Source organism: Ruegeria sp. YKSD179 (genome assembly GCF_059612885.1).
The window spans coordinates 1-17,650 of record NZ_JBXWRL010000041.1 but is presented as its reverse complement, the minus strand read 5'-3'; the positions used below and the strand labels follow the sequence as shown (position 1 = coordinate 17,650).

The following is a 17,650-nucleotide window of genomic DNA, read 5'->3' as shown; positions in this document are numbered from 1 at the left end:
ATTCATCGGCCGCCAATCCTGCTTTGGCAGGTGCTGAGCTTAGGTTCACACCCAATAGTGGATCGACCATTACGGTTCAGGCCAACGCACTTGGAGAGTTTGATCTGGAAATGCCCGACGGTATTTTTTCGGGTGAGTTGGAGATCGTCAAATCCTACGACATCGACAGTTACAAAGTATCCTCTTTGGATGCCTTGCAAATTCTGAGGATCGCAGTTGGGCTCGATCCAACCTTCGGTCCGGCCACGCCCGAGAATTTAATCGCCGCCGATCTAAACCAGGACGGTATCGTTAGCTCAATGGATGCGTTGATCGTTTTGCGGAACGCTGTTGGCCTGCCGACGGAATACCCGGCAAGATGGGTTTTTTTGGACGCAGAAACGGATTTGTCAGCGATTTCCGAGACCAACGTTCGCTATGTTTCTGGCACTCAAGTGACCGTTACCGATGGAGAATTCGCAACAGAAATGACGTCAATTTTGTTGGGTAATATCGAGTTAATTTAACCAAGTCCGGCGTGTCCCAATTTACTCGCGAAACGCCCGGTAAAAGTAATCTGCCAACGGTTTGACCAAATAGGAAAGCGGTGTGCGCTCATCCGTTTTTATCATGGCTTCGACTGGCATGCCCGGCAACAATTCTTGCCCAGCCAATAGCTCTAACTGGCCGTCGTCTGGAACGACTTCGGCCCTGTAAAAAGTAAAACCAGTACTTTCATCGGTATAGGTGTCCGCCGAAACATTGATAACCTGTCCATTCAGTTCAGGCGTTTCCCGCTGGTTGAAGGCTGGAAACCGCAATGCGACTTCCTGCCCGCGATGCAATTGGTCCACATGCAAGGCATCCACGCGTGCGGCTACCAACAGGGGGGTATCTTGTGGGACCACATACATCATCGGTTCCCCCGGCTGGATAACAGACTGAAGTGCAAAAACTTGGCTGTCATAAACTGTTCCCGCGACAGGTGAACGGATATCTAGCCGGGACATGCGCTCACTCAGGGACAAACGTCGTTCGGCTAATTCAACAACCCGAGCTTGCACATCCCGCAATTGAGTAATTGCCTCTTCGCGTCGTGTGGCCTTCAGTTCTACAATCCGGATTTCGGTGCTTGAAATTTCTCCCTGAAGTCGCGCGACTGCGGATTCCAGCCGTCCGATTTCACCCAGAAGACTGGCTTCCTCCCTTTGCAGCGCTGACACCCGGCTGGCCTGGGTCAATCCGCGCTTCAAAAGCCCTTCTTGGTCCTCCAACTCACTCTTGATCAGATCCACCTGTGTGCGTAATGAGACCAACTGTGATTGAATGCCCTCAATCTCATTTTGGATCTGAATTTTTTGCTTACCAAGTTGTTCTGTTTGTTGCGCTAATGTGTTCAAGCGCGCGGCGAAAAGGCGTTCCTGCCCTGCCAAAAGTTCAGGCGAGATGCCTTCCCGGGCCTGCAGTTCCTTCATCCTCTCGGTCAGCCCGGCGGCATCGGAACCATCGCGTTCAGCTTCCAAACGGACCATCCTGGCCAGCAACTCGAACAATTGAGACTCTACGATTGTCATTTCAGACGCCAGAAACGTGCCGTCCAGACGCAGTAGCATATCGCCGCGAGCAACCGAATCTCCGTCGCGTACAAAAATCTCGCCAACTACCCCGCCGTCGGGATGTTCGACCACTTGCCTGTTGCTTTGTACTTCGACCACGCCTTGAGAAATGATTGCGCCCGCCAATTCTGTTCGAACGCTCCAAAGTCCCAGGCCCAAGACCAAAATAACCAGAGCCGCCAATCCGACGGTCGCGGGAATAGTAATGCTCCACGCTGGTTTTTTTACTGCTTGGGACATTATTCGCCCACCTTATTCAGGTGCCGTTTGATGACGTTGGCGTTCTGCACCATTGTGTTCAATACCTCGTCTCGGCTGCCCGCTTTGACGACCTGCCCTTTTTCCACCACGACAAGCTCATCGCATTCCGAAATGGCCTGCGGGCGGTGAGTCATGATAATCACTGATTTTCCGGCAGCTTTGAACTCACGCACTGCGTTATTCAGCGCCATTGTCCCGTCAGCATCCAACGCCGAGTTCGGCTCATCCAGAATTAGCAGAACAGGGTTTCCATAAAGCGCACGCGCAAGCGCGATCCTTTGTTTTTGGCCGCCCGACAATTGGCTGTCATTGCCTTCCAAAAATGTATCATAACCTTTTTCCAAGCCAAGGATCAGCTCGTGTGCGTTAGCCGTTTTGGCCGCGGCAACCACTGCATCGGGGTCCGGGTTTTCGGACATGCGAGCAATGTTTTCAGCAACGGTCCCATTAAACAAAGTGACCTGCTGCGGTAGGTAACCAATATGCTGTCCAAGCGCGTCAGGATCATATTGATCTAACGTCGCACCGCCCAGACGAATTTCACCAGCTGCTGGGGGCCATAGACCAAGCAGCGCCTTGGCGAGTGTTGTTTTGCCTGATCCGCTTTTGCCGATTACACCAAGGGCGGTCCCAGGCTCCAATCTAAGTGCTGCATTGCGTAGCGTTGGCGTGGAAATTCCTGGAGGGATCACTGTCAGGGATTTGGCTTCCATGAAAGCTTTTGGAACCGGTAATCTTGTGCGTTTTTGCTCCGGTGGGGTGGCGTCGAGAAACTTGTTCAGGTTTGTCCACGCCGTCCGGGCCCTTTCAATCATAGACCACTGACCAACTGCCATTTCGATTGGGGCAAGTGCTCGGCCCAATAGGATCGTACCTGCGATCATCGCGCCCGCTGTCATTTCATTTCTCAGCACGAGAAGGGCACCCAGAGCCAACATTGCCGATTGTAAGAAAAGTCGAAGCGATTTGGTGAGCGACGAAAAGCTGCCGGTCCAATCACTTGCCGAAATCGTTTGCGACAATGCTTCTGTTCGTTGTTTCAACCAACGGTTCGACACATCCGCTTGCATTCCTTGCGATCGAACTACTTCGGCTGCTTGTCGGGCATGTTCGGAAAATGAGTTCGCGCGGGCCGATGCGGCCTGAGCTTCCGCAACTTTGCGATGGGTCAGCATCTGGTTAAGTAAGGCGATGACGACCAACAGTGTGCCGCCCCCAACCGCTAGCCATCCAAGCAAAGGATGAAACAGAAAAATTGCCGCAATAAAGATCGGCGTCCAAGGTATGTCCATCACGGCAAGCAAAACGGGCGAAGCGCACAAAGCGCGGATTGATTCCAAGTCACGCAACGCAGTGGCAGGAGCCGACCGGGCTTGCGGGTATAATGCACGCCGCATGGTCGCCTCGAAAACCCTTTCATCCAAAGAAGATTGAAAGCGGGCGCCGAAACGTGCCACGATACGTCCCCGGGCAAAGTCCAGCATCGCCATCAACCCGTAAAGCAGAGCGACCAACAGGAACAAAGCCGCCAAGGTTTCAACCGAGCGGGATCCCAGAACGCGATCATAGACCTGCAGCATGAACAACGGACCCGTCAGCATCAAAAGGTTCACAAAAACGCTGAACAAAAAGGCCAGGGAAAGGAAAGCCATCCCCTGATTGCGCGCCTTGCGCAGCTCGTTCAGAGAAGGAGCAGACATTCGGTTCTTCGATTTCACGAGCTGACGCCCTCAGTTGTACATCGGTAAATGCGTTAAAAGCCAAACGGGTAACGAAAACCGGACGGCTGCCCGCTGTTTGCCCGCTATATATCCACACGTTGATTTTTGAACAACGGGCGTTTCAATCTTAACGTTGAGTTTAGGCGGAATTTGCGTGCTGCCACAAGCAAGATCATGCCGAACTGTCTGCATGCCCTTAACCTGATTGAAGCCACTTCGCTTATTTCAACAGTCGAATGCGACACCTAATTTGCGTTACCGATGAGGAAATAGACAAGACAATCCCGATGCCGCATCTCGGCTATAGCCCAAGGCGTTCGCGATTGGTTTGAATTAACTTTGAAAGTTCTGTCTTTCTCGCTGACAGCCTTAGAACAGCAGATTGAGCATCAAAAGCGATACCACAAGAAACAAAATCGTCATTACTCCGCCTGACCGAACGAAGTCCATGACCTTATAACCTGCCGGTCCCATAATCAGAGCATTAACCTGGTGGGTCGGGATAATGAAGCTGTTTGAAGTTGAAATCGCTACGGTCAATGCAAAGAGCGCTGGATTAGCACCTGCAGCCATGGCGATTGAGACCGCCAAGGGAACGAGCAATACTGTTGCTCCTACATTTGACATCACAAGTGAAAATGCAGTGGCCAATATAGCGACACCTGCCTGAAGCGACCATATCGGCCACCCATCCAACAAGATCATGATCTGCTGAGCTATCCAAGCGGCAGTCCCTGTATTTTGAACCGCCTGCCCAAGTGGTATCAGGCAGGCGAGCAGGAAAACCGTGTTCCAACCAACTGCGCGATAGGCTTCGTCAACACTCAAGACCTTTGTCAGCATCATTCCGGCCGCGCCCGTCAAAAGGCACAGCGATAGACGAACGTCGGTAAACAATATCAACGAAAGTGAAATGACAAAGAAAGCAAGAGCCCAACCAACCTTCTGCGGTCGCAACTCGTCCTGCGGAAAGTCGGATGTCACGACAACAAAATCCGGATCCCGAGTTATTCGCGTCAGGTTGTCCCATCGGGTATGGGCAACCAACATGTCGCCGGCATGAAATTTCTCAAGGCCGATTTGAGTGGATTCGTGCGTATCGGTTTCTACGTGGCTAAGCGTCTCCTCCCCCCGATGTATCGCAAGTAGCGACATGCCATAAGTCTTCCTGAACAACAGTTCGCGAGGACACTTCCCGATCAGTTTGCTGTCAGGCGTTATCACCACTTCGGCAATACCTGCATTTGTGGGTGCAAATTCTTCGACAAATACATCCAGCTCTGGAAGGACTTTCAACCCGAATTTACGGGCGAATTCTTCAACTACCCATCGGCGGCCAATAATCGCTAACCTGCAAGGCGCGGCTATCTCAGCAGTCAGAACTTGCACCATAGATGTTTTACCACGGTAAAAAGTCGAAATGATGTAAAGATGGTTTTCGTGGTTTATGTCAGCAAGGATTTGGCCAACCAAAGGACTGTTTGCTGGAACGATGACTTCGAAAACGTCTGCTTTCAGACCATACACACGTTGTAAGTATTCCTGTGTGCCTTGTCCTGTTCCAGTATTATCCGAGCCGGTATCGTCAGGTAAAACCCAGCGGCCCAACAGCATAAAATAAAAAATTCCCGTCAGGATCAGTACGGCACCGACCGGCGTCACTGAAAACAAGCCAAACGGTTGCATTTTCTGATCGTCCGGCAATCCTTCGTTTGCGGTAAGGATCAAGTCGTTCAACAGGATAAGCGGCGAAGAACCCACCATTGTCATGGTGCCACCCAATATTGCGCAGAATCCCATGGGCATTAGCAAGCGGGACAAAGCGATGCCGGATCTGGACGAGATGCGGCTGACCACCGGCAGGAACAACGCCGCGGCACCAACGTTCTGCATAAATGACGAAATGACCCCTACAGTGCCGGACACGATCGGCAGAACCCGGCTTTCAGACGTGCCGCCGTATTTCAATATGACAGACGCGACCCGGTTCATAATACCTGTCTTGTCTAATCCAGCGCCCACAATCATGACTGCGATAATTGAGATCACGGCGTTTGATGCAAACCCATCAAAAAGGTGCGGAACGTTTGCAAGATTCTCCAACCCGGGCGCATAGCTAAGGAGGCCGATCAGAACGAGGACCAATATAGCGGAGAGGTCAATTCGTACTACTTCCGAAACAAACAGGAAAACGGTGAAGGCCAGCAGAGCACATACCACCCCCATTTCAAAAGAAAACGTCAATTGTTCCACTAAAACCACCCGGATAACGAATTTGGAGGGTTAGAAGAAAGTTAAGGCACTAGCTGTCATTTTGTCATTACCTTTCACAAAAAAGCAAAAATCTGGAAAAAGTTTCAGATCGCCCACAGTATAAAAATGACAGATTTACGGGGTAAACCGATCGAAATCTTTAACGTGGCCATTCGAAGAAACTTTAGGCCTTGGCGAATCAAACCAATTCGTGTTCTGTCGCCCGGATGGTTCCCGACCGCATTTGTCGGTTTGGGATAAAAGGGAACACGGTGCGGGCCCGCTTATGTGTCCAAATCCGAGACTGCCCCCGCAACTGTAGGCGGTGAGCAACCCGAGATCGTCCACTGGGCTTGGCCTGGGAAGGATCGGGAAAGCGATGACCCGTAAGTCAGGAGACCTGCCATCATAAGTGGAATCAACCTGGGCGGGGTGACCCAGAGGGGGGCTAAGATGTTCACAGCGGTTAATGCCGTCCAAAGAGCTGAATTTGTTTCACCTGTCCAATCGACAGCTGAAAAGCGTGCTTGCATTTCAAACCCACTTTTTAGAACACGCGAGACCGAGCGGTTACTTTCTATGTCCTCGTCGAAAGGCGCATTTCGGTCTACCTTTTCAGAATGGTTCAATGACTAATGCGGCGCGTGAAAGAACTTAAATCTGACGGGGCCAAGAGCCGCTGCCTCACCGAATTCAGCGTTGTGAACTTGATCATAGGCGCGTTGTTATTTTCGGCCATGCTTTGGTCCGCGATTTTCGCGGTGCTTTGATGTCTACAGTCCTGCAACTCCGAAATCTTTCGCTCGGCTACCGCGATCTGACTCTGTTTCGCCGTCTATCAATGGATATCGAATGTGGCACGACGCTGGCTGTTCTGGGTTCCAACGGATCGGGTAAAAGTACCTTTGTCAAAATGCTACTTGGTTTGATGGAACCACTGTCTGGAAACCTTAAGTGGCCCATGGGTAAACCGCGTGAAATCGGTTATTTGGCGCAGATGACGGAATTCGATCGGCGGTTTCCCTTGCGTGTTCGCGATCTTGCGGCAATGGGATCTTGGCGCGGATTTGGCCTTCGCTCAGGGTTGAACAACGCGTCCCGGGTTCGGGTGGAAACTGCGCTGGACGAGGTCGGTGTACTCGACATCGCGGATCGACCTCTGCACATGCTATCCGGAGGCCAGCTTCAGCGAACCCTGTTCGCGCGTGTGATCATGCAGGACGCGCCGCTGATACTGTTGGACGAACCATTTGCAGCGGTCGACCAAAGCACCGAGGCTCATTTGCTTTGGATAATCCGTCGATGGCAAGAAGAAGGGCGCGCTGTGGTATTGGTCGTTCACGATCTCTCATCTGTGCTGGACCATTGTAGCCACGCGCTGCTGCTGGGTAGGCAAGAGGCAACACACGGCACAGTAAACGATGTACTTACGCCTGACCGTTTAGTCGCTCAGGGCTATCTCTCGGAAAGTCAGGCATCTTGGATGTTCCGTAGTGCGCCTTCGATAGTGGAGCCCGCGAATGCTTGATCTTTTGACTGAGATGTGGAGCTTCACCTTTATGCGTCGTGCATTTGTTGCGACAACGGTTCTATCCGCATCGGTTGCCCCGGTTGGTGCATTTCTTGTACTGCGGCGCCTGTCGCTTGCTGGCGAAGCGATGGCTCATGCAATCACTCCGGGAATTGTAATTGGTTTCGTGACAACTGGCCTTTCAGTTATGTCACTGCTGATCGGCGGTCTAATCGCAGGTGTTGGCGTTGCTATTTTGACAGCTTTTTTGGCACGCAGAACGATACTACGCAGCGACGCTAGTCTTGCCTCACTTTACCTTATCGCACTGGCGGTCGGAATTTTCATATTGTCCGCGGCCGGTTCTGCTGTTCCTTTAAAAAGTTTTCTCTTTGGTTCAATTCTGGGTATCGACGATGCATCTTTGATACTCGTCGGCGGAGTGGCGACCGTGACTTTGATTTCCTTCGCCATTCTTTTGCGCCCGCTTATCGTAAGCACATGTGATCCTGTTTTCTTTGAGGCGCGGACACGGCGACCTTGGTTGACCGAGCAGGGGTTCATGTTGCTTTTGGTCCTGAACCTGCTGGCAGCATTCAAAACTCTGGGTACATTAATGGCCGTTGGCCTGATGATTCTGCCTGCTACAGCAGCCCGTTATTGGGCCAACACAATCACAGGGCAACTGGTTCTGGGATTTGTTTTCGCCCTGTCCAGTTGCTGGATCGGGCTGACATTGTCCTATTTGTTTCCGGAAACCCCGTCAGGCCCGGCAATAGTCCTGGTTTCAGGCTGTTTTTTCTTGGTGTCAGCCGTATTTGGTCCACTCGGTTTTGGGAGACAAATGCGCAAATCGGCAGTTTCCAAAGAAGTTCCTCTGGCGCAAATTCAACACGAAGAGAGAGCAAGATGACTCTTACTAAGTCCCTTTATGCCGGCGTAGTCTCGGCTTGCTTCGCATTGGTCGCATGGCCGGTGCCCGCTGATGAAGACGACATTAAGATAGTTGCCAGTTTCTCTATACTTGGTGACATGGTCGAACAGGTGGTGGGCGATCTAGCCACTGTCACAACAATCGTAGGTCCCGACGCCGACGCACATGTTTATCAGCCTTCAGTTGCTGACGCTCGCGCCGTGGCCGAGGCAGACATCATCTTTGTCAACGGCTTGGGATTTGAGACATGGTCTGACACACTGATCTCAGAATCTGGTACCGAAGCGTCCGTTCACGTCGCCACAGATGGTATAACTCCGATTAAAGTTGACGGTGAAACCGACCCTCACGCGTGGAACTCGCTTTCCAACGGTGTAATCTACGTGACCAACGTTGCGGCAGCTGTGCAAAAGGCATTGCCAGAGCACACCGATGAGATTGGCGCCAATGCTGACGCTTACATCGCTAAGCTAACGGCGTTGGATACCGAAACGAAATCGAAATTGGCCAACCTTCCTGAAAATCGTCGAACGGTTGTGACGGCGCACGACGCGTTCGGCTATCTTGCAGATGCATACGGTCTGACTTTCCTCGCACCTGTGGGCATCGATACCGAAGCGGAACCATCGGCCAAAGAACTTGCCACACTGATCGATCAGTTGAAGGCAGAAGGCGCTGCTGCGTTGTTTGTAGAAAACATCACCAGCCCTGTATTGGTGCGGCAGATTTCAGAGGAAACTGGAATTGCGATTGGCGGACGACTGTTTTCCGATGCGCTTTCTGAACGTGGTGGCCCGGCCACAAGTTATCTTGCAATGTTTCAACATAACTTGGGAATACTTCTGGATTCATTGGCGCGCGAACCTGCCACCTAGGGGAATTCTTAGACCTTGATGGTGCCACCCGCGCTGTGACAGGAATCTGTTGGTCAATCATCAATAAGTTATTCGCTTTGGTCCCAGAGCCAAGGCGATGTTTTGGTTGGGAAATTTTCTGTCACGTTGATGAAGTGAAACGGTGAACGCGACCTCGGTCTGCTAGTTTTTGGTTCAATTCAAAGGCTTCCTCAGCGCCAGATTCCAACGCGAATACAAAGGCTTGTGTTAGAAAAAAACAAGCTGCTCCTATATCCTGCTTTGCCTCACACTCCTCGGCCGCCAATGAGTAAAGACGTATCAATTCCGTGGTGTCGCGTCTTGCATGTGCTTCCAGTAAAGCGCGATCCAATAGATCAATTTCCATAATTTTACCCGTAGCGAGCGGTTTGCTATCAAGACGTGTCTTCTGCAAATCAAGTTAGGAGGACCTACCTTTTTCAACTTGGGACGCAACCCAGTGATGAAAGTTATGTGTTGGTCCGTCCATGACTGGTGAAAAACGGCCACCGTCAAACAGTGTCCCATGGCGACCTTTCTGCATACCTTCCACCACGAATATGTCTTCTTCGAACACTGTTTTCCACAGCTGAGCATTCAACGAACGCAGCTCATCAAACTCAGGCGTCTCCTGTTCGCCAGCTGCGTAGTAAAGCTCAATATGCTCTACGGTGTGTTCCTGATCGACGGGCTCCAGAACAATAGCAAAGCTGTGGTCACGTTGAACACCTAACAGGACGTTGGGGTAAACCGCGATATACTCCGCTCCTTGATCCCATTTTTCACCAAGTCCCTGAAAATCAGGCATCTTGGAACCGACATCATCAGTTAACTGACGATAGACAATTGTCCCTTGACCGGAGTAAAGATCGCGTTCCTCGATATTGTAATGATCCTCCAACCGGGAATAACTATTGAGGCCAGGATGAACCCATGGCAGGTGGTAGCTTTCACAGAAATTCTCCACTGCGAGCTTCCAGTTCGTTTTGACTTCCAATTTGAAGGAGGAGAGCGCACCGCCATGGAAAATCGGTTGCTCAAATTCCGCCCACCGGGCCATCAGGTGGCCGTGTGCCTGTTCAAACTCTGGCGCCTGTCCGTCGATGTTTACAAAGATTACGTCCCGCCAAACATATGATCTAACACGGATAAGGCCTAAATCACTTGGGTCCACATCATCGTGTTTGTTCTGGCCCGGACCGCCGACGTGGGGTGTAGCGCGCAGTTTGCCTTTCAGGTCGTAACACCAACTATGATAAGGGCAGCGAATTGCGCCGCTGATTTTCTTAGGTTCGTCAACCAGTATCATACCGCGATGCCGGCAGGTGTTCTGGAAAACCCCAATTTCTCCATCACGGTCACGCACAACCAAAAGAGGCATACCAAGGAAGTCTATCGGTCTGGCATCCCCCACTTCCGGAACGTCTTTGCCAAATCCGATTCCTGACCAATTAGCAAACAAAACAGAACGTTTCTCTTCAGCGAAAACAACTGGATCGATATAATGCTCGTTCGGCAATCCATTGGCGGTATTCACATCGGAAAATACCGAAGAAAGTACGCTGTGCTTGTTCATCGACCTCTCCTGCGGAAAAATTGCGCTGCACCATATTGACCGATCACCAGATGTTTTCTCAATATTAGAAAATCTCATCGAGAGTTGATCTGACCTAAATCTTGTCCTTTCTGAATTCTTCGATGATCCAAGATTTCAACTTGCGGGCATTTCCCGATAAATCTTCATCGGGTCGTCCCACCAGATAAAACTGTTCCGGCGCATCAAGTTCATTTGTCCCAATTGGCACAAGTTTACCGGATTCGAGCATCGGGGCGATCAAACGCTTCCAACCCAGCGCCAATCCAACGCCCTTACGCGCCAATTGCAGCGCGACAGAGTAGCTGTTGACGCTTGTTTCTACAGGTATTTGCTCAGATGAGCCGAGTTGTCGGAACCAATCCATCCAAGTCGTCCAAGTCCGATCTTCGGAATCCAGATGTATAAGGCGCTGGCGGGCCAAAGTTTCAAGGTTTGCGTCCTTCAGGTTATCTGCCAGCTCAGGGCTGCCGACCGGTACCAGCGTGTCTCGGTAGAGCGCTGTGTGAGACAGTTGAGGGTCAAAATCGCGTCCGTAACGAATAAAAAAATCGATATCTGGCCGATCCTTGAACGGTCGGTCCTGAGTAATTTGGTTAATGTTCAGATCAGGAGTATCCCGCCAGAACCTTATGATGGAAGATGATAACCACAGTGCCGCCACTGCCGTGGTGGACCCGACTGTTACCTTTTCGCTGGAACGGCGATTGCGGATTGCTTCAAGAGTTTTAGAGATACGGCCAAAAGAGGTTGATACAGCTTCATACAAAGCCTTGCCGTCTTCAGTCAGATCAACGCCACGATGCCGCCGCTCGAACAGGTTGGTCTTCAACTCTCCTTCTAACGCCTTGATCTGGTGACTGACTGCCCCCGGCGTCACCAGAAGTTCAACTGCTGCGTTTTTGAAACTCAAGTGCCGGGCGGCGGCTTCAAAAACAGACAAGGTGGAAAGCGGGGGGAAATTATAGTGGCGGCGCGACATGGCTCAGGTGTGGCAACTGATTGGAGTGGTGTTGAACTAGTTCTCCTGAGTTTAATTTTTTTAACGCTAAAATCCAGATATGATTGTTATTTCACCCAACTTTACCGCGCTTAAGTGAAGATGTTTCAATGCGTATAGTCGCAAATGCGTTGAAAAACGCGTTTCTGGCCGGATTGAAATCTGTTCGATCCGTTTGCCTGTTTACTTGGACTGATCATGACCATGGGCTTTTCAATTACCTCGGCTGTTGCAGGGGCCGTTTTAACGATCTCAAAAAAGGGTCCGGCGATCGCGCTCGCCAACGCGCAGTACAGGGGCGGTCATGGTTACGTCGCTGCACAGGATGCCTAGCACGAACGGCCATTAAAATAGGCGCTGCCGATTTGGGTGCCGCCAACAACGTCGTCAAAAGTCTACTGGTGGGTCTATTTTCCTTTCCAAACCGGTTCACGTTTTTCAGCAAAGGCTCTGGCACCCTCTAATTGGTCTTCGCTGGCATATAAAACATCGACGCTTGTCAGTTTCCGTTTGGTGATACGGTTCATCATGTCCTGAAACTTGGCATCTTCGGATTCTCTCACAATTTCTTTGATCGCCGCAAACACAAGCGGTGGCCCTGAAGCAATCAGCCGCGCCAATTCCCAGGCTCGGTCCATAAGTTGATCTGCAGGCAGGATTTCGTTGACCAACCCCCAACGGTGAGCTTCTTCTGCGTCAAACCAACGGCCGGTAAGCAACAGTTCCATCGCAATATGGTAGGGGATGCGCTTTGGCAGTTTGACGCTGGCTGCGTCCGCAACAGTTCCGGAACGGATTTCCGGCAGGGCAAAGGTTGCGTGTTCAGCAGCAAGGATCATGTCTGTTGACAGGGCTAACTCCAGTCCACCTCCGCATGCGATGCCGTTAACCGCAGCGATAACCGGTTTGTTCAAATCACGCAGTTCTTGCAGGCCGCCAAAACCCCCGACACCGTAATCGCCGTCCACCGCATCCCCTTCGGCCGCTGCTTTCAGATCCCAGCCAGGGCAAAAAAACTTTTCGCCGGTCGCGGTTAGGATTGCCACGCGAAGTTCGGGATCATCTCTGAATTTGGCAAAAATCTGACCCATAATCCGACTGGTGGCTAGGTCGATAGCGTTGGCCTTGGGACGGTCCAGAGTAACTTCGAGGATAGCTCCGTCACGTCTGGTTTTGATCGGGTTCATTTGTCAGGCCTTTCGAATAAGGGCATCTACTGCTACGGCCTTTTCAGGCGTACAGAGAAGCGGGTTAATTTCAACCTCGCCGAGCGTTTCGGCGTTTTTTATGACATAGGATTGAACTGCCTCGACAGCTTCAAGAATCCCTTGTAATTGAGCCGCTGGCTGGCCGCGATATCCATTAAGCAAAGGCGCAATCCTCAAGTGTCCAAGTGCTGAACGAACTTCCTCGGAAGAACTGGGAACCAAAAGCGAAACTGAATCTCGTAGCAGTTCGGTAAGTGTCCCTCCTGCACCAAGGGTCAGGACAAAGCCATGAGCTGAATCTCGGATAACGCCAATCAAGAGCTCAGCAACAGCTCCATCGATCATCTCCTCAATCAATATCTCAGACGTACCTATCTCGAGCGCGATCTTTGGCACGTCCTCCGGCTGAACGTTCAACTTTACGGCAGAGTGTTCGGATTTATGCGCAAGGCCAACACCTTTTACTGCAAGCGGTGCATCCAGTTCTTGAATGGCAAGCGAAATACCGTCTTCGTCAGTCACAGTTCGACTTTGCGGAACCCGCAAGCCAATGGCGGCCAGTGTTTGTTTGGATTCCGCTTCAGTCAAGGTTCTGGTCGCGGCAGTTAAACCGGGCAAGCAAACGGGAACCGTCGATGGGGGTCTGATTTGCCCAGCGGCACGGGTTGCCGCCAGAGTTTCGCGCAGCCCCATAATGGGCACTACGCCTCCAACCAAAAGCTCCTCGGCAATATCTTCCGGTAGCAGCTCTGGCAGAGTCGCGGCCACAACAAATCTGGCGCCAGTTTGCGCGCGCGTGTTCAGTGCTGCTTTGATTGTACAAACCCAATCGGTTGGATCGGTCGTAGGGTAATCAACAATGGCAATGGTCAGATCAATGTCTTCACCTGTCATGCCAGACCACGCTTTGGTCATGGCGTCTTCGTCACGCCAGATATAAGTGTGATAATCCAAAGGGTTGTTCAAGGCTACCATTGGCCCCAAAGCTTGGCGTAGTCGAGTTGATTTGTCGTCTGAGAGCGGGGGAAAAGTCAGCCCAGTGCCAATGGCCATGTCCGCGACCAGACTGGCTTCGCCGCCCGAACAACTAATCGCTGCAATGTTCAACCCCGGCAAGGGGCCATAGACATGCAGCAGTTTCAGAGTTTCCAGAAAATCGGGCAGCGCGCTAAGCCGGGGTATCCCCAACCGATTGAGCAGGGCCTGGGCACCTGCATCGCTGCCAGCCAGTGACGCAGTGTGGGACACCGTCGCAGATTGTGCATGTTCTGACGCGCCAACTTTGAGTGCTATCAAGGGAATGCCCCTTTGATAAGCCTTTGAAGCAAGTGCCTCCCACTCGCGGATGTCTTTGAAGCCTTCGATATGCAGGCCTATTGCTGTAACCCGTGAATCGTCAAGCAATGCGGTCGCGATTTGCGCCTGCGAGGTCTGCGCCATATTTCCGCAAGTTACCATATAGGCGATGGGCAAAGCCCGTTTGTGCATGGTCAAATTGATCGCAATGTTCGAACTTTGGGTCAGTATCGCCACGCCTTTGTCCACAGGGCTGGCCCCGTGCTGATCGGGCCAAAGCAAGGCTCCATCCAGCGCATTTATGAACCCATAACAGTTGGGTCCCAGGATCGGCATTTCACCTGCAGCCTGAATCAACTGCTCCTGCAAAGAGCGCCCTGTCTCATCCTCTGCCGACGCCTCAGAAAACCCCGAGGCAAAGCAAACAGCGCCTCCCGCATCCATAGTGGCCAAGGTTTTAATAAGATCGACGGTCAAATGGCGGTTAACGCCGATAAAGGCAGCGTCAGGTGCAGCGGGCAATTCATCCAAAGACGAAAAGGCAGCATGGCCAGCAATCTGTTCAGCATTGGGATGCACGGGCCAGATACTTCCCTGATAACCCATGCGTTTCGACTGCATGACAACTTGCTCGCACCACGACCCGCCGCCAACAACAGCGATCGACTCAGGCTGCAGCAATCGGGAAAGGTCTGGCGTCATAATTCTTACCGCAAAATTCCAGCTTACGCGCCAAGGGGACGCAAAAGGTCACGACTAATGATGTGGCGTTGAATTTCACTGGTGCCGTCCCAGATGCGTTCCACCCGAGCGTCGCGCCAGAACCGTTCAATTGGAAAATCATCCATCAAACCCATACCGCCAAATATCTGCAGCGTAGTATCAGTGACCCGCGCCAGCATCTCTGAGGCATAAAGTTTAGCCGAAGCGATCTCACGGTTGGATGGCAAGTTTTCATCCAAGCGCCACGCGGCAGACAGTGTTAACCAGTCGGCGGCGTCGATCTCGGTAATCATGTCGGCGATCTGAAAACTCACGCCCTGAAACTTGCCGATGGATTGACCAAACTGTTTACGCTCGGCCGAATAGTTCAGCGCGTAATCAAAGCAGCGCCGGGCGCGTCCGACTGAAAAGGCGGCAACTGTCAATCGCGTGGCGTACAACCACTCATTCATGACTGCGAACCCTCCATCAACTTCACCTAGCACCTGCGCATCAGGCAGGCGACAATTGTCGAAATAGAGAATGTAGTTCTTGTAACCCTTGTGGCTGACCGATTTGTATCCTTCGCGAACTTCAAACCCCGGCATTCCGCGGTCCACCAGAAAAGTTGTAATCCGCTTTTTTGGACCTTTGGGAGTTTCGTCTACACCCGTGGCGATGAACACTATGAAAAAATCGGCATGTTCCGCGCCCGAAATAAAGTGTTTTGAGCCATTTACGACCCAATCCCCGCCATCGCGCATGGCCTGGCATTTCATACCTCGCACATCTGAACCGGCATCAGGTTCTGTCATAGCCAGGGCATCCATCTTTTCTCCACGGACGGCAGGCAGCAAGTACCGCTCGCGCTGACTATCCTTACAGGCCATCAAAATGTTTTGAGGTCGACCAAAGAAATGCGTCAATGCCATTGAGCCGCGGCCCAGTTCGCGCTCGACCAATGTGAAGTCAAGATGAGACAATCCGGCGCCGCCAACTTCTTCGGGAAAGTTGCAGGCGTAAAAGCCCAAATCAATGCACTTCTGCTTTATCGCTTGCCCCAATTCTTGCGGTACTTGCCCGTTGCGTTCTACCAAATTTTCATGTGGGTAAATTTCGTTTTCCACAAAACTACGAACGGTGGAGACGATCATTTCCTGCTCGTCGGTCAAACCAAAATTCATTGCGCGGATTCCTTTGGCACGGAGTTGACGAATGAAACCTCGGAGCCTATTCCAGTGCAATGCATAGTTAGTATTTTTCATGCAGAGTTGGCAAAAATTTTGGGGCAGATCTTTAACTTTCTTTTATTTGATGGCTTTTCGAACCACTGTCTGGCCAACATGGTGGAGCCCTTGCGCGCGGCAAATACTTTGTCTCGACAAAGGCTTTATACGTGGAACTTTTTCTCTCCGGATGGCCATCCAGTCAAAAGTTCCAGCGGCTTACAGGTATCGCCAAATGGTGCGTTGCAAGACGAATCCGGTGACGTTTTGGTGGTGATGCCGTCCTATGGATTTGTTTCCCTTAGCACAGAAAAAACCGCTAAAATGCTTCGCGCGTCTTCGAGACGGCACGGAAAAATTGCAGGGTTAGACACCGGAAGCTGGTTATTGGCGCGCGCCGGATTATTGGACAATTGCCGCGCGACTATTCATTGGGATGAGTTGTCGCGTTTTGAAGAAGAATTTCCAAACGTGGAAACGGTTCAGGAAAGGTTCGTCATAGACGGAAATCTACTGACTTGTATGGGGGCCATGGCCGCCTTTGATTTAGCTTCCGCACTAATCCGCGAGGATCACGGAGCCTTGCTTTCAATGGAGGTTGCCAATCTTTTGATGAACCAGGATGCAGCATCTCAATATTCCGGTCCACTGCAGTCGAGGGATACGATCGTGAACCGGATTCTGACATTGATGCAAAACAACATCGAGTCACCTATGTCTATCCATAGCATTGCGAAAACAATTGGATGTTCTCAAAAGAAGGTTGAAACCCGGGTTCGTGCTTCGCTTGAGACAACGCCACAGGCGCTTTATCGTCGGCTTAGGTTGAATCTGGCACGAAAACTAGCGAGTGAAACTGACCAATCTATAGCGGAAATAGCCAGCCGCTGCGGGTATGACGACGCAAGCGCAATGACGCGTGCGTTCAGGGCTGAATTTGGACAGACGCCGTCAGCAATTCGAAACGCGTCGCGATCCTAAACCCGTAACGCACCAATTGGTTTGCCAAACTCGCGCAAAAAAGACCGACCCAAAGATGATGCCCCTGAGAAGCCGCAGCGCATCGCTATCTGTTCCACGCTTAACCGCGTTTCCTGTACCAAATAACGTGCATGCTGAAGCCTATAGAGCCTATAGTATTTTCCGGGCGTCATCCCTAACTCAACAGAGAAAACGCGGTTCAGGCTACGTTCTGAAATTGCCACCTGACGCGCCAATTCAAATGTGGTTAGTGGTTGTTCGACGTTTTCAGCGATTACATTCAGTGCTTCCAACAGCTTGGGTGAGCCGCGGTCGCTCAATGGCTTTGCAACGTTCGTCGCAGTTTGTCGCCTGGCCGGGTCAAACAAAAACATGCTGTACGCGTCAAACGCGGCGGCGGGTCCGAACAATTCTTTGATCAGCTCAAGCATAAGATCCAACGCGGCACTTGCACCTCCACAAGTCAAAATATTGCCGGACTTAACAAAACGCGC

16 protein-coding genes and 1 riboswitch are annotated in these 17,650 nt (G+C 51.5%); of the genes, 6 read left to right on the top strand and 10 right to left on the bottom strand.

All coding sequences use genetic code 11. The annotated features are described in order from the left end of the window. Window positions 1–23 precede the first annotated feature (23 nt). Window positions 24–506, top strand: coding sequence for a dockerin type I domain-containing protein (locus tag AC2FNE_RS17540; RefSeq protein WP_496805894.1), 483 nt, complete (start codon window positions 24–26; stop codon window positions 504–506). 21 nt (window positions 507–527) lie between these two features. Here the strand turns inward: AC2FNE_RS17540 and AC2FNE_RS17535 are convergent, their stop codons facing one another. From AC2FNE_RS17535 to AC2FNE_RS17525, 3 genes are all read right to left on the bottom strand, one after another. Further along, window positions 528–1,835, bottom strand: coding sequence for an HlyD family type I secretion periplasmic adaptor subunit (locus AC2FNE_RS17535; protein WP_170479813.1), 1,308 nt, complete (start codon window positions 1,833–1,835; stop codon window positions 528–530). Further along, window positions 1,835–3,556, bottom strand: a complete 1,722-nt coding sequence (locus AC2FNE_RS17530; RefSeq protein ID WP_170605451.1) for a type I secretion system permease/ATPase — start codon at window positions 3,554–3,556, stop codon at window positions 1,835–1,837. The genes AC2FNE_RS17535 and AC2FNE_RS17530 overlap by 1 nt, the downstream gene beginning before the upstream one ends. Window positions 3,557–3,946: 390 nt before the next feature. Further along, window positions 3,947–5,803, bottom strand: coding sequence for an SLC13 family permease (locus AC2FNE_RS17525; protein WP_496805912.1), 1,857 nt, complete (start codon window positions 5,801–5,803; stop codon window positions 3,947–3,949). Between the two features lie 239 nt (window positions 5,804–6,042). Then, window positions 6,043–6,252, top strand: a riboswitch (cobalamin riboswitch). Between the two features lie 347 nt (window positions 6,253–6,599). On the opposite strand from AC2FNE_RS17525, the gene AC2FNE_RS17520 reads away from it, so the two are divergent. The 3 genes from AC2FNE_RS17520 to AC2FNE_RS17510 are packed head-to-tail and all read left to right on the top strand — an operon-like array spanning window position 6,600 to window position 9,149. Beyond that, window positions 6,600–7,358: a metal ABC transporter ATP-binding protein gene (locus AC2FNE_RS17520; protein WP_170605449.1), complete on the top strand. Its 759-nt coding sequence runs from the start codon at window positions 6,600–6,602 to the stop codon at window positions 7,356–7,358. Continuing rightward, entirely contained in the window at window positions 7,351–8,253 is a 903-nt protein-coding gene (locus AC2FNE_RS17515; RefSeq protein WP_496805893.1) for a metal ABC transporter permease, read from the top strand. Before AC2FNE_RS17520 ends, AC2FNE_RS17515 begins: the two co-directional genes overlap by 8 nt. Next, window positions 8,250–9,149: a metal ABC transporter solute-binding protein, Zn/Mn family gene (locus tag AC2FNE_RS17510; protein WP_496805892.1), complete on the top strand. Its 900-nt coding sequence runs from the start codon at window positions 8,250–8,252 to the stop codon at window positions 9,147–9,149. Before AC2FNE_RS17515 ends, AC2FNE_RS17510 begins: the two co-directional genes overlap by 4 nt. 121 nt (window positions 9,150–9,270) lie before the next feature. On the opposite strand, the gene AC2FNE_RS17505 is transcribed toward AC2FNE_RS17510, so the two are convergent. The 3 genes from AC2FNE_RS17505 to AC2FNE_RS17495 all read right to left on the bottom strand — a co-directional run bounded on the left by AC2FNE_RS17505 (window position 9,271) and on the right by AC2FNE_RS17495 (window position 11,725). Then, complete coding sequence (locus tag AC2FNE_RS17505; protein WP_170605445.1) at window positions 9,271–9,516, bottom strand: hypothetical protein; 246 nt, start codon at window positions 9,514–9,516, stop codon at window positions 9,271–9,273. Window positions 9,517–9,570: 54 nt separating this feature from the next. Beyond that, complete coding sequence (locus AC2FNE_RS17500; RefSeq protein ID WP_496805891.1) at window positions 9,571–10,725, bottom strand: aromatic ring-hydroxylating oxygenase subunit alpha; 1,155 nt, start codon at window positions 10,723–10,725, stop codon at window positions 9,571–9,573. 94 nt (window positions 10,726–10,819) lie between these two features. Beyond that, window positions 10,820–11,725 (bottom strand): LysR substrate-binding domain-containing protein, encoded by a 906-nt coding sequence (locus tag AC2FNE_RS17495; RefSeq protein WP_496805890.1) that lies wholly within the window; start codon window positions 11,723–11,725, stop codon window positions 10,820–10,822. Between the two features lie 216 nt (window positions 11,726–11,941). Between AC2FNE_RS17495 and AC2FNE_RS17490 the strand changes: the two genes are divergently transcribed. Next, window positions 11,942–12,076 carry a hypothetical protein gene (locus tag AC2FNE_RS17490; protein WP_302477830.1) on the top strand — a complete coding sequence of 45 codons (135 nt, stop codon included), beginning with the start codon at window positions 11,942–11,944 and terminating at the stop codon, window positions 12,074–12,076. A 74-nt stretch (window positions 12,077–12,150) separates the two neighbouring features. On the opposite strand, the gene AC2FNE_RS17485 is transcribed toward AC2FNE_RS17490, so the two are convergent. The 3 genes from AC2FNE_RS17485 to AC2FNE_RS17475 are packed head-to-tail and all read right to left on the bottom strand — an operon-like array spanning window position 12,151 to window position 16,133. Continuing rightward, complete coding sequence (locus AC2FNE_RS17485) at window positions 12,151–12,930, bottom strand: carnitinyl-CoA dehydratase (RefSeq protein ID WP_170479801.1); 780 nt, start codon at window positions 12,928–12,930, stop codon at window positions 12,151–12,153. Between the two features lie 3 nt (window positions 12,931–12,933). After that, window positions 12,934–14,949 (bottom strand): acetate--CoA ligase family protein, encoded by a 2,016-nt coding sequence (locus AC2FNE_RS17480; protein ID WP_496805889.1) that lies wholly within the window; start codon window positions 14,947–14,949, stop codon window positions 12,934–12,936. Between the two features lie 23 nt (window positions 14,950–14,972). Next, window positions 14,973–16,133: an acyl-CoA dehydrogenase family protein gene (locus AC2FNE_RS17475; RefSeq protein WP_170605738.1), complete on the bottom strand. Its 1,161-nt coding sequence runs from the start codon at window positions 16,131–16,133 to the stop codon at window positions 14,973–14,975. A 54-nt stretch (window positions 16,134–16,187) separates the two neighbouring features. On the opposite strand from AC2FNE_RS17475, the gene AC2FNE_RS17470 reads away from it, so the two are divergent. Continuing rightward, window positions 16,188–17,156, top strand: a complete 969-nt coding sequence (locus AC2FNE_RS17470; RefSeq protein WP_496772907.1) for a GlxA family transcriptional regulator — start codon at window positions 16,188–16,190, stop codon at window positions 17,154–17,156. On the opposite strand, the gene AC2FNE_RS17465 is transcribed toward AC2FNE_RS17470, so the two are convergent. After that, window positions 17,153–17,650: GlxA family transcriptional regulator (locus AC2FNE_RS17465; protein ID WP_496805888.1), on the bottom strand; the 498-nt coding region annotated here is incomplete at its 5' end. The genes AC2FNE_RS17470 and AC2FNE_RS17465 overlap by 4 nt on opposite strands.